At 34.7% G+C, this 13,509-nt stretch carries 6 protein-coding genes; all 6 read right to left on the bottom strand.

Annotation, left to right across the window (positions count from 1 at the left end):
- Positions 1 to 7 precede the first annotated feature (7 nt).
- The 6 genes from AC4FQ5_RS08790 to AC4FQ5_RS08765 all read right to left on the bottom strand — a co-directional run bounded on the left by AC4FQ5_RS08790 (position 8) and on the right by AC4FQ5_RS08765 (position 13,461).
- The gene (locus AC4FQ5_RS08790) at positions 8 to 3,427 is read right to left on the bottom strand and encodes a hypothetical protein (protein WP_491142526.1); all 3,420 of its coding nucleotides are present in this window, start codon (positions 3,425 to 3,427) and stop codon (positions 8 to 10) included.
- Between the two features lie 2 nt (positions 3,428 to 3,429).
- Positions 3,430 to 4,971: a T9SS type A sorting domain-containing protein gene (locus tag AC4FQ5_RS08785; protein ID WP_491142525.1), complete on the bottom strand. Its 1,542-nt coding sequence runs from the start codon at positions 4,969 to 4,971 to the stop codon at positions 3,430 to 3,432.
- Between the two features lie 703 nt (positions 4,972 to 5,674).
- A complete protein-coding gene (locus AC4FQ5_RS08780) occupies positions 5,675 to 6,874 on the bottom strand; it encodes a Fic family protein (protein ID WP_491142523.1) in 1,200 nt (399 codons plus the stop codon).
- 419 nt (positions 6,875 to 7,293) lie between these two features.
- The gene (locus AC4FQ5_RS08775) at positions 7,294 to 7,659 is read right to left on the bottom strand and encodes a lamin tail domain-containing protein (protein WP_491142521.1); all 366 of its coding nucleotides are present in this window, start codon (positions 7,657 to 7,659) and stop codon (positions 7,294 to 7,296) included.
- A gap of 288 nt (positions 7,660 to 7,947) precedes the next feature.
- Positions 7,948 to 12,405 (bottom strand): hypothetical protein, encoded by a 4,458-nt coding sequence (locus tag AC4FQ5_RS08770; protein ID WP_491142520.1) that lies wholly within the window; start codon positions 12,403 to 12,405, stop codon positions 7,948 to 7,950.
- 12 nt (positions 12,406 to 12,417) lie between these two features.
- The gene (locus AC4FQ5_RS08765) at positions 12,418 to 13,461 is read right to left on the bottom strand and encodes a ComEC/Rec2 family competence protein (protein ID WP_491142519.1); all 1,044 of its coding nucleotides are present in this window, start codon (positions 13,459 to 13,461) and stop codon (positions 12,418 to 12,420) included.
- Positions 13,462 to 13,509: the final 48 nt, after the last annotated feature.

Genomic DNA, 13,509 nt, shown 5'->3' with positions numbered 1-13,509 from the left:
TTTGATTTTAGTGTTTGTAGTTGTATTTGAATTCCTTCAGGACTTTTCCGGTAGAATTATTCTCCCTGATCTCCTTCAATCGATTCGCTGTATCATAAAGATAAACCTCCCGGATTCCTGATGGCGGGGTAATGCTTCTTACTCCGATTAGAGGATCGTAGGTATATGTTGTGACTTGATAATTAGCTAAATTTGAATCTTTTCTAAAATTATCTAAAGCAACAATCAGCGAGGCTTCATCATTATTAGCACCTAACGATGCATCTGTATCTGATGCAAATACAATTGCAGACGCCAGACTGCTTACCAGAGCATACGTTGATCCTGTAACCTTTGCTATAGGCTGAGTCCCATTATATCCCCAGATAATTGAAGTAGGAATTCCATCCTTACTCGTGTACTGTAGCAGATTGCCCTTAATGTCATATTGATCATAAGTTAACTCGGTTACAAAATTGTTTTGAAAATCCAATGATTTTATCGAGGTAGGAAAATAATTTGATGTATCATCATAAAGTGTTTCAACTTTACTAATTACTTTGTTATTCTTTGTAGTTTCGGTTTCCAAAGGAATACCTATCATGTTGGCATTAATCAATCTCGTATTTGATTTTTCATGCGCATATTTATAGCTTGTAATGTTAGAATCTCCTTCTGGTAGCAGTTGTGTAACTGAAGTTGGATAATCTCTCGTATTATAAATAGTATTGGTTGTCGTAGTTACTGAATTCTGTACACCATTTCTATACAAATAAGACTTCTCAATCTTTTGTATAGGTAATGTAATTCCGAATTTTTCAAAATTCTTATAGGGCGAAGCCAGGGCACAGCTTGTTACTCCATGATTTAGAAGATCCTGGCATCCGTAATATGAAAAAACTTCAGCGACCATATTACTTGAGTACAAATCTTTTAGCTTTACTCCATCATTCTTCTCAAATACTTCACTCACATAATCATTTATCGTCTCAGACAACAGTTTATTGGTTGAATCATATTTCTTTTCCGACACCAAATGACCTCTTAAATAATCCTGGTTGGGAATTGGAATCGGTGATAAGGTTACTAAAATGGTTGCCTCATTAGGATAATCAATGGGAGATCGGAATTTATATTCAGTCCTGCCTTTTTTGGTATTGTCGTTATCGATTTGCTCTACAGTCACATATTTGTAGCCTACATCTGCACCTTGTGTTTTCTGTACGGGAAGAATATTGTAATCTGTAGTCACATCGAACTGTGCACTATACAATATACTTGGATTGCTGATTTTATTTTGAAATGTATAATACTCAGTTAGTTTAAAAATTGGTTTTGGGAACACTAATGCTCCGCTGCTTCTTTGAGAATCTTCCAAATTTTTATAGTCATAGACATACTTCTTGGCAAAAGAAGTTGAAGTGGTGTTATCAAAATATGATAAATCTTTAATTCTTATCCCACCCCCTTTACTGATTTTAACGTCGACATATATTGGTTCAGTGGTATGAGCGACAAAAGTATCATTCGTTGGTCCTGCATTAGAAAAAGCAAAGTTTCCGGTTAAAGACGCATAATAGGTTCCTGGTTCTAGATAAACAGTAGGATTAAACTCTGATATAATCTGCCCATCCGGATTAGGATTTAGATTTGGACATGCAGGTGGTTGAGGTTTATTACATGTCTGAGCAGAATACTGAAATGTATAAACCGCAGGCGAAAAAGTATTATCCGGATTCTTTTTAAATATTTGAAAATTCCAGTTATAATAAATTAGATTGCCTAGCAATAAATCCAAATTAACTGTTTGTGCTGATTGGATAGTGAAAAACTCCTGCTTAAATAAGTTATTGAACTGTGAAAAACTTATTGAACTTTCAAAATTATTCGTTGTATTATATCCGGTGACCGGAGTCATCGTTTCATATTCTGTTGGGTTGTAACTAAATTCGTTCTCATCAAAGTTAAAGACAACCTTCCCTTTTGTAGGATATGTCATCGATTTAATGACGTCGGTAGCAATCTCATTCTGCAAGCTAAGACCATCAATTGTTTTATAATATCCCCAGTCATCCTTTTTCAATAAAGATACATTTGTATTATAATCTAATAAATACTCTGAGTTCAGGTTATCTGCATTCATATTAGTAACCTTTTTCAAGAGCAATTTTTGAAGCTGCATAGAACCGCTAAACGTCTGAAGATTAACGTTCGAGTAATCATAGTCAAATACAAACTTATCAGTGTATAAGTTTGCGGGTTGCCCAATAAAATTGGTTTGTATTGACTTCAGTTTATATAAGTTAGCAGGTTGTAAATAATTTGAATCCAGTCTGCCTTGTTCATAATTTAAATATATTAATCCTTTTCCTTTAACATCGATATTCGTTAGTAATCTTGTTTGAGAATTATTATATACGGTCTGACTTTCTAATGATCCCGGCATACTACCATCCGGACTTTGCATCTGACCGGTATCTGCAGCAGAATTGTTTGTATAATAGACATTGCTTGCAAGCCTTGTTGTTCTCGTGGGGGTTTCACTGTATTTAACCCAAGATAAAAGATCATAATTAAATTCAACCAAAGTTGTATTTTCCTGATCATTAATTTTAACTAAATGAAATGCTGTGAAGTAATCTGCAATATCCATTGTTGGGTTTAAATTACCTGTTCCAGTAGTCATTCCGATTTTAATTGTAGTAATATCCTTTTGTGATTTTTCTTTAGCATCAAAAAGATATCTTATGCCTTTATCATCCGTAATTATAAATGATTTAATTGCACCATACGTATCAATTTCTCCACAAACAATCTTTAGGTTATTTTTATCTAATTTTTCAACCTCATAAGTATTATCTGGTTTTTTCACAACATAAAATCTACCTGACTGGCCTGAGAAATTATATTGATACAAGTCATATTCAGTATCAAACTTACCAATTCCTGCATCAAAAGTATAATCATTAAAATTGAATGAAAAATCATTGTTGATAATCTTATAGGTAGGATTGTAAATGTGATGATAGATACCATACTTAACTTTTGGTGGAGATGAAAACGCAACATCCCTAATTTTTTCATCCGGGCCCCCGCCTCTTACGGTTCTGGAGATAGTTCCACCCGCTATTAAACTCCATCCCAAACCTGTCTCGCCAGCTCGGTCATCAGGTTTTGCATTTAAAGGATGATATTTTAGCTGAACATTTACAGCTACATTTTTATTGTTAGTTGGAATATTAAAAAGGGGAATATTAATATCAGGAACACCTGTATAATAACTCACAGGAACTTCCTCAAATTTCATAAGATTATTAGAAGTAGGTGCTGCAGCAAACATTTCGTTGATATTCCCAACATAACTTTTCGCTTCTCCGCCAGATGGGAGTTGGGCGTTGATTGTAGAACCAGTTAATATCAATACTGCTGTTAATATAAAATTTTTCATAATTATTTCTTGATAATTTTCGCGTTGGCAGTTTTATTCGTATCCGTTTTTATCGTCACCAAATACGCTCCCTGGATCAGGTTCTGGGTATTGATTTTGGTCACTTTGTTTTTTGTTTTGAGACTTTGAAGCTGTCTTCCGCCCATATCGTAAATTGTAATATCGGCTTCTTTAAAATCAAAGCCAATTTCCACATAACAGTACTCTGACACAGGATTCGGATAAATCTTGATATCCAGTTTTTCAATCAGTTGATCCAACTGTTTGTCTCCCAGTTTTACGATCTTCCAGTTTTCTTTTCCGAGTTCTTCCGCACTTGTTCCTGCTAAAATAATAGAACCATCACGATTTAATTTGATATCAGATAACCTTTCTTCTTTCTTCCTTGATTCTCCTTTAACATGTTTTCTCCACTCCTCATTGCCGTTTTGATCCAGATACAACATCCAAAAGGTCTCATCATCTGCCTCAATTCTTCCTTCTGCCTGAGTGTAACCTCCTAGTAAAATACCTTTTGAGTTTTTATCGTCTCCGGTTTTTATCATATTCATTCCCATCAGGATATCCCGGTTCTTAAAATTGTATGATTTTTGCCAGAGTTCTTCACCTCTGTCGTTTAAAGAAATCAGCCAAATATCGGTTCCTTCTTCGATGCCTGCAGTTTTGTTTCCCGATCTTTCTGATCTTGATTCCCCGCCGACGATATATCCTGTAGAAGTCATCGCTACAGTTCTTAAATGATCATCACCTTTCCCACCGAAATTCTTTTCCCATTCTACTTTTCCGTCTTTGCTTAGCTTTACGATCCAGTAATCTCCCTCTCCGAAATTTTCGGTTTTCTTAGATCCGCCTACATTACTTCTCGAATAAATTCCGAGCAACGCACCGCCGTCAACCGTTGGAATCATCTTCTCAACTTCGTCTAAAGCTTTTCCACCTAAAATGATTTGTGATAATTCTTTTCCATTTTTATCAAGTTTTGAAACGATCACATCTTTAGAGCCGAAACCTTTCGGTGCATTCTGAGTATTTCCTGCCACAAAAAATCCAAAATCTGTAGTCTGGATCACCGCTCTGGCTTCCTCATCCTGAGCAGATCCCAGCGTTTTCTGCCAAAGCTCATCACCGAATTCGTTGATCCTGATCAGCCATATATCAGATCCGCCTTTAGCGTCATCTTTTTTGTCTAGATTTTTTCCCGAATAAGAAGTTCCCGCCAATAGAAAACCACCTTCCTGAGTAGCAACGGTAGCTGAAAGAAAATCGTGGTTCTGCCCTGAGAAATATTTTTCCCAGACTTCTTCACCTTGCTGGTTGAGTTTTACCAAATGAAAATCGTAACCGTTATTCTGTTTGTTTTCTGAAGTAAGCTTCTTCGATTGAATAGAGCTTCCTGTAATCAAATATTGCTGGTCGATAGTTGTGGTGACTTGTGAAAGAAAATCCTGCGTGGAGGATTTGATGTCTTTCTGCCATACCACTTCCTGTGCGTATAGTACACCGGCTGTGCATACCAGTAATGCACTCATGTAGAGTTTGTTCATGATTTGGTTAATAATTTTATTGTTGCTAATTTAACTTTTTTTAACACATATCACAATAGTTTGATACAAATTTGATCATTACTTAATATTTACTTATCAAAGCTAAATCACCGAGGCGTCAAAACTTGACGTATTATTTTTTGTCTAAATTCTATATTGTAAAGATAATTTTCTCCCGAGTTTTTTTCAAACTAACAATTATTCTAAAAATTAGGGGATATAGTTTTTATTTTCGCTCAAATCTTGTGCGCCGACCCGATACAGTATCTAAAGAAGTCTTTATTGATGGTGGTTTATACATATCGAGGTGGACAAAAGTGGTACACAATTAAGATGCTGCAACATCTTTTTTTTCTACTGCACGAATCTCGTCATGTTAAGTACTTGTAAAACAGTATTTTACAATGTTTGATGATAAAATTTAAATGCACATTTGTACTACTTTTGCACACCTCCAACTTTATAAGTTACTAAAAATCAAATAGTTAAAATTTCCCGAATGCTACAGTGATAATTGATACATTTCGCCTGTACACCTCAAATTTTATCAATTTTAAGGAAGAAAATAATCTGCAATTCTAAAAGTTACTGCTCAAATTTAATATTAAAACTTTTTAAGTAATTGACTTTTTAATTCTTAAAAGGAAATCATAATACCGCTTCTTAATAGAAGTTTGATGGAGAATCACTTTATCACATTTATTTACAAGTTCAATTTATAAGAAATTGAACGACCTCCACCCGATTTGAGAAAAACTCCAATTTCGGAAAGATGTTGTAAATCTCTTGTTGCAGTGGCTTTAGAAATTTTATTAATAGAAATATACTTTTTTGCATTCATTCCTCCAACAAAAGAATTTCCTCCCATTTCTGTCATTTTCTGAATAGCTTTTAATTCTCGTTCGTTAAGTTGACTTTTAAATTGATCAAAAAACAAAGTTTTCTTTAAAGTAAAAAGTGCTTGATTTTTAGAATCCAGTAAAGCATCTTGCAATATTGAACAAAAATAAAGCATCCAGCTACTTACTTCAAGATTTCGCTGAGCCAGCTTTAATTCTTCATAGTAACGGTTCTTATCCTTTTCAATAGACTTTGAAATGCTAATAAAAACAGGTGTTCCAAGTTTCTCGGACAAGGCTTTTTCTGCTAAAGCACGTCCGATTCTCCCATTTCCATCTTCAAAGGGATGCAGGGTCTCAAAATATAGATGCGCTAACGCCGAAAGCACAATACCTTCTCCGATTTTTCCAAAGTCGTTCACTTCAAAGTCATTATACCATTTCAAAAATTGTTGTATCATCAATGGCAAATTCTCAGAAGGTGGAGCTTCATAATGGATGATGAAATCACCAAATTTACCCGACACCACTTGCATTGGCTCTATTCCCATTCGAAATTGTCCGGCATTAATTCCTCTTTCATTTTCCATTAAGATATGATGCCAATCCAAAAGTATTTTTTCGGAAATTGGCTTGTAATAGCTGTTTTGAACTTCTATCATCAAATGTGCAATGGCATTTGCCTTTTTGTTCCGGTTATTTTGGTGGTAATCTTTGATGCCTAAATTGGCTTTCAGTGAGGACATCACATCTTCTCGACTAAAATATTCGCCTTCAATTTCTGATGTTTTTAGTGCTTCAGAAAGCATTACTTCAGCAAATAAGTCTTGTTTATTTTCTTCAGAAAAGCCCATCACAATTCCATTTATTTCTCCCAAATCGTGCGCAAACTGTTGAATCAGCGGAACGATTTCTTGCTTATTAAATACGAATTTCGGGAAATCTTTAGATTGCCAAATATATTCCATGAGGTGATTAAATAACTTATTTGGCTCAAATATACTAAAATTTATGAGCCGATTAAAAACATTAATCGGCTCATTATGATATGTTTTAATAAACACAGCATAATTTTAACTATCAATATTTATTCATTTTAAAATTCTCTTCTTTATGCAACACTTTTCAACCATTATAGTTGTTGAAACTAACAACTTTATACTTAAAGTTGATATATTTATAAAGTATTACAAACTACATCTAATTCAACCGTTCCTCCAACAGCCCTTTCCAAGTTGAAAACCCCTTATTAATGTCCGAATAATCGTGTATGATCCTTGAAAAGTATGTATACAGACACAACTATCCAAAAAAATAGCGGGCTCAACTTCCAGCTCAAAGCAATCCCTGATAAACTCATTATCAGCAAAATCACAATATCCTTTTTCTGAAAAACAGTTATAGTATGAATTTCCTAATTTCATATTATCGAGTTTAGATTTAGACAGCAGTTTGCATGACAACAAAATCGTATATAATCACGTTACTTAGCATTTACAGCTAAAGTATCCCACGTATTGATTTCATAAAGAACTGCAGCGTCACCATCGTTATTCCAAACACTATTTCCCAGGCCCCAAAAATATAGATATTCTGTTTTTCCTTCACCTAAGTTATTAATCTGGTTACTACCTGATTTCGTATGAAGAACTATCTTATCACCTTTTTTTACTGCCTGATTTAAGAATTCGTAAACATGCACCCACTTATTGGATATCGTATTGATCTTACTAAAGGTAGTATCCCGGATGATATAATACTCTAGATTCACATCTTCCAGTACATCTATCAGTACTTTTTCAGAATTGTGAGTACCTCTGTCGACAATTTTAGTCATTTTTAATTTCATGAGTTAGAGCGTTTAAGTTTTATAAATTTAGTTCCTCACTTATATAAAGAGGCATCGTCTAATATAAGGTATTTCATTTATTTAGTTCTGCGGTAAAAATAAAATTATAACCCGGAGATACATTACGGTTTCCCGTAATACTTATTAGAAGAAAATTTTGATAAAATTATCATGGCATCTCCTAAAGGCCGGGCTTTCCGCTATATCTCCCTAAAGGAGGATGCCGCTGCAATCCCTTATGCAAAAATAACTAACGAAGAGTAAATTATTAAAATAGAGATATTTTATTTATCTATTAAGAAAACTTTTGCGTTTCTTTTTCTGATTTAGAATGTTAAAATTTAATTGAATGAGTTCTTTCGTTTCATTATCTAATCCCATTACTCCGTAAAACTCCATAGGTTGAAAATTATCATTCATGATCCGTTTTTCGCCATGCATAGCCCAAAATATATCTAAGCCCGCTTGGTCCAGGCTTTTTAATAAAACTTCCTTATCAATTATTAGCTGATTTCTTCCCCCGAACTGGACAGATGGATCGAAGCAAACCAAATTTCCCTGACTGTCAACAAATTCTCCGTCTTTATCTCCGTCTTTCAATTGCAGGAGTTCATAAATTAACTTTGATGGTTTCAGTATATTTACTGTTCCTTCATTTGACTTGTCAAATTCCTTGTCCCAAAAATAATTAATTGTACTTACAGAAACCTTTCCTAACAGCTCACGGCGGTAGAAGATTTCCTGGTATTCATCTTCTGACTTATAATCTTCCATTGCAGGTGACCAATAATACTCACGGTGAAACATAGTGTGCCTCTCAGATGATTCTGGCATCCATCGACCGGTTAGATCAGCCTTTTTTAATCTATTTATAGTGTTCGCCTGGCTTTCTTTTTTTACGATGTAGCTGCGAATTTGCATCCAAAAATCTTTGTATTTTTCATGAAATGACTGATCATACTCGTCATTCCTACTGTTCCAATCAGGAAAAATTTGAAGGCAAAGCCACTGCTTACCTTCAGAATCTATAATCTCAGCAAATTTTGTCGGATCAGGAATATTATCACGACTTTCGAGCCACTTCCTATTGTTCTCGTGCAACCATTTACTAGAATCAATTTTTGGTAACCACTCTAATTTCATTTTCTTAGGAGGAACGGTTAAAAAGGTCGGGTCAATATCCCTTACATATGGATTCCAGGCACCTTTATACGTACTGCTAGCATTAGTCAATTCTCCTTTGCCATTAAAATTTAAGTAGCTGTCCGCCACTTTCGCCAAGATTTCAAAGAAGGCGATCCATTGGTATTTTTTGCCTATTCGTTCCTGACTGTATGATCTACCTCTACCCTTTTCAATATTATTATCAAAATTTCCGTGTTTATTTTCATCATAACCATATTTGGTGAAAATATATTTTACGGCAAGATTGCTCAAACCATCTGCATCGGCTTCTTTCCAAGCTCTTAAGCCCGACTCAAACACATATCTACCAAAATCTCCGTATGCCGATGTACCACGACCATATTCGGTTACCATAGATCTTACAATAGTATCAGAACCTCCATATTTTTTAATTTCTAAACCTTTTAATAAGTTATCAATTTCCTTATTTGAGGGCAGCTTTTTTGGAATTTTACTTGTGTAGGTAGCAGCGATTCTAGCTTCATCGTATGATAAATTTTTGACATTTTTTCTAGCAAACTCAAGAATCAGACTAGCGTAATCACGTTTTAATATATCTGGTATGACTTCCTTAAGACCAAAGAAATTTTTATAAACATAGTCAGATATATTCACTATCAATTCCGGATCTCGTTGTCTCACAATTACTCCGAACGCAACAGCATAAACCCTCTGGGTTATATACGGATCATTTATGCTTTCGAATATAGACATCCATTCTACGACTTGAGATGGTAAATGCAATAAAACATTTAGGATGCTCTTTGTTGCAGTATCCCTTAGCTCTCTATTTACACTGGTTAAAAACCAAGTGAGCGCTGTTAGTCCCATTAAAGCTGATTTATGATCAGCTGTAAATTCGGTAAACTCTAACCCCCACTTTATTAGCCGATTAACTGGTCCCGTTTCCTCTAAATAAAATCTATCGTTTATGTAAATACTCCATGTTGCATCACGGTCAGGCATGCTCATTTTACTCAGTATTTTGTGAAGAAAAAGGGCGTCTAATGATTGGTTCAGATTAAATGTCATCAAAAGATTGGTATCCCAGAAAGCGTATAAATTATCACCATTTTCAGCTAAAAGGAGATGATAAAATTCTTCCAAGTCATTAACAGCAACAGTCTTCTGACGCCATAAAAAACTATGTAGAACAGCATTTATAATCGATTTCTCATTTTTAATGTCAGAGGGTATTAATTCTGTATATATCTTGTCGGAAAATCGATCAATGGCTAAGGTTAGCGCAGCATTGACCAGCCCCTGATTTTCAAGTCTAGTTTTTTCGTCTTTTAAAAATAAGCGAATGACTCTCCTGTTAAAAACTTGATTGTGGGTTTTTAGTTTGTTACGAATATTACCTATAAATTCTTTAGCCCGAAAATGATCACCTAATCTTTGGTAAGCAAATGCTATCCGATAAATTGGGGTATAAAAATAATCATCAGAAAGCCGTATTTCATCAATCAGCACATTTTCATTAATGAGATCATCCAAGAATCTTTTTCTTGTTAAATATTTCCCAACCAGTTCTTGTGTAAGATCAAATGCTTTTTCATAATCTAAGCTCTCAATTTCGTTGTGCGTAAGCATTACATTTGCCATTTTCTCTGTTACACGTTTTACCAAATTCAGTTTATAATATGCATAATCATACTTTTCCGTCTGTCCAAGTTTTTCATTAACATACTCTATATAATTTGAAAAAATAGAGCTAATATCAACTTTCCCATTTCTGATCAATGAAGAATCCTTTTGCAAACTTAAGCACATCAGTCTCAAAAATAAAGGATTTGAAAATTCCTCACTTAGCACAGGCACTTTAGGTTCATCGATGTTGTAGTAGTTTGAGAAGGCAACTAGAGCTTCGCGTTCATTACCTCGAAATCCTTCATGTACAACTGGTGTAAAATAATTCCAAGCAGTTTCATTTTTTCTTAACACTGTTACATATGTTTGTCTGTAACTCATCGCTAAAGCAATATATGGGAATGCAACAAGTTTTGCAACGAAACTTTCCAAGTCATTCGGCCACAAACCCAGCCCCTGCCCTTCATTTATTGCATCCACTAAAATTAGAACACGCTCGCCCATTAGTCTCCCTTTTTCATTAAGCATATGCAGAAACTCTGTGACTGTTAAATCCTTCACTGCAAGTTGCGCAAGAATCTGTTTCCACGGTTCCTGTCCAGAAGTAAAATTTTGACCTAGAAAAAAGAGCGTTGGTTTATTATCCTTAATCCTCGAATTAGCAACATCCGCAAAAAGATGTGATTTTCCCGCTCCCGCCTCTCCGGAAATCATTAAATACGGATTGTTGGTCAAATGCAAGTCCCTAGATTTCCCTAACAATATTTCAGTGCGTTGATTCAAAAAGGTACAAGCATTAAACGCGTCGTCATAAAGTGCTTTACCTGTTTTTATTTTTTTCTGCAAAAAGTACATAATCGATGATAGCCCGTACGTACGATCATATAGTCTTCTAAGTAGAGATTCAGTATTTACCTTATTTTCAAGCGTACTTCCTCTTCCTAGTTTGCGATTAACTTCTTCGATCAGTCTAGTTACGTCATCTAAAATATCTTTGAATGTTTCGCCCTTTTCAACATAACTAATTTGTTGATGTTTAGCACAAAATCTTCCAAATATCGTGTTACTTGACCTATATAATGATCTAAATTTTGACTGAAAAATAGCATAAGCATCATTGACTGGCATGATTGCATCATTTAGCCTATTTTTTAAATGCTGGTCGTGACTAATCGTATTAAAATAACTTGCTATGTCAAGCTCAATGTTCAATAATGGTGTGTAACGCGGTCCTAATTGCTCCGATCTGCCCTTGATGTTTTCCAAAAATAAATCCCATGGAAGTATAGTTTCCAAACCAATATTATAAATCTTAAGTCCCTCAATCTTGGTTTTGAGCCATTTTGATAGTGATGCAACTATAAATCTATTGCCAGTTTCTCTATAATCTGTAACAATTCCTAAAATATAAATCTGACCATTTATTTTTCTAACTAAGGCACTTCCTGAAAAACCTTTTACATTTTCGCTGGAAAAACTATTACTAGTACTATAGGTTGCATGGCTCAGCACTTCAAGTCTTTGATCATTGCTGTCATCAGGAATAATATTTACATGATCAGAAACTGATTTCTGAGCATTGAAATGTGGAAATCCCTTAAAGTGCCAATTAGAAAGATATTCTGCATCAAAATCTACAATATAGCTTACGGGTAACTCTCCAGTAATTGACTCGATGTTTTCCCTTTTTAATTTAAGCAACGCTAAATCCGGAACCTCTTTTTCATCTGCGATAATTTCATCATCTACGCTCAAGGGATAGTTAATGCCGCGATCCTCCTTTTCAAAATAAAGGGTCAAATCTGCAGCAATAGGTCCAAGCTTGGATTTTTTAGCAAAAAGACAGTGCCTTGCGGTTAGAATGTAAATATACTTGGACGTTACACTTGGAAGAAAAAGGAATCCGCTTCCTTGATATCTCGACTTCCTGCGGATCATAACGATGTGAGCTGATATGTTTAAATCATTCATTATCATATAAATTTATAGTTCAACATATCGTTTTCCCGCCTTAGGATATCGCACTGTAAAATTATATTCCTTAAGCCGATCCTTATCTATTTTAAAAATTGACCTAATCGCTGCATTGTCGTAATTAAAAATAAATTCTATAGGATCTTCTTTATTTCTTTCATCATGACAAAGAATCTTAGCCAAAGTTTCTTTATCCGGCAAATAATGACCTGCGAGTCCATCACCAGAAATGACATAACAGCTGCAATTTATGAGGCCAAGCAGTTCTTTACTGATATTGTATCTGCTGCCGTGATGTGCAAGCTTAACGTAATCAAAAAAAAATCTTCTCTGCCCTGGTACTAACCTTTGTTCTAAAGCAGAAACAATTTTTGATGCAGGGGCATCTCCAAGAAACAAAATACTCTTTTTTTCATCTTTTAGTATAAAAGCAATACTGCTTTTGTTAGTAATATCATTACTATTTTCTATACAGTATTTTTTAGCGGCAAGTTCATCAATCGTGTAATCATAATCGTCGGAATCCTTCTTTGAAATCTGCACTTCACCCACAGGTTTTTTATATCTCTCAAGCTCCTCTTCCCAATGTATCTTCAGCTCATTGAAAGTTTCTAAATCAGGTGATAAAACATCAATTGATAATGAACCTTTTTCCCATTCTGTTCTATTTATTAGGTTGCATTTCAGTGAGGTTTCATTCTCCAGCAATTTATCCCGTATTTCCATTGCTTTACCGACACTGACTGCTGTACTCTCTGATGCAACTTCAAAATGGTCAAAACAATTAAGCCATACCTCTTCGAGCTTAAATTTCTTCACCATTTTCGGGTCCCGTAAAAAGGCAACCATTCCATTAATGTGATCTGCATCAAGGTGAGTTAAGATCCAAAGATTTGCCTTTTTCCCTGGTAGTGAATTTAAACCTGCTTTTAAACATTGAAGATAGGTTCCTATATAACCACCGTCAATGACAATGTTGACAGGATTTTCTTTATCATTATTTGAAATCGTAATAGCGTCTCCGCAACGAACTTGATGAAATTTGATCGTCATAGTCGTTTAGTTTTTGGAAATGCAAGATATGAAAATCTATATTCATCA

This window comes from Chryseobacterium sp. DT-167 (assembly GCF_058310155.1).
Note: the sequence above shows the minus strand (reverse complement) of the source record. Positions and strands in the feature narration are given on the sequence as shown.

Bases quoted from the DNA above. Each gene is read 5' to 3' on its own strand.
- AC4FQ5_RS08785 (WP_491142525.1), bottom strand. From the start codon at position 4,971: ATGAACAAACTCTACATGAGTGCATTACTGGTATGCACAGCCGGTGTA.
- AC4FQ5_RS08770 (WP_491142520.1), bottom strand. From the start codon at position 12,405: ATGAATGATTTAAACATATCAGCTCACATCGTTATGATCCGCAGGAAG.
- AC4FQ5_RS08775 (WP_491142521.1), bottom strand. From the start codon at position 7,659: ATGAAATTAAAAATGACTAAAATTGTCGACAGAGGTACTCACAATTCT.
- AC4FQ5_RS08790 (WP_491142526.1), bottom strand. From the start codon at position 3,427: ATGAAAAATTTTATATTAACAGCAGTATTGATATTAACTGGTTCTACA.
- AC4FQ5_RS08765 (WP_491142519.1), bottom strand. From the start codon at position 13,461: ATGACGATCAAATTTCATCAAGTTCGTTGCGGAGACGCTATTACGATT.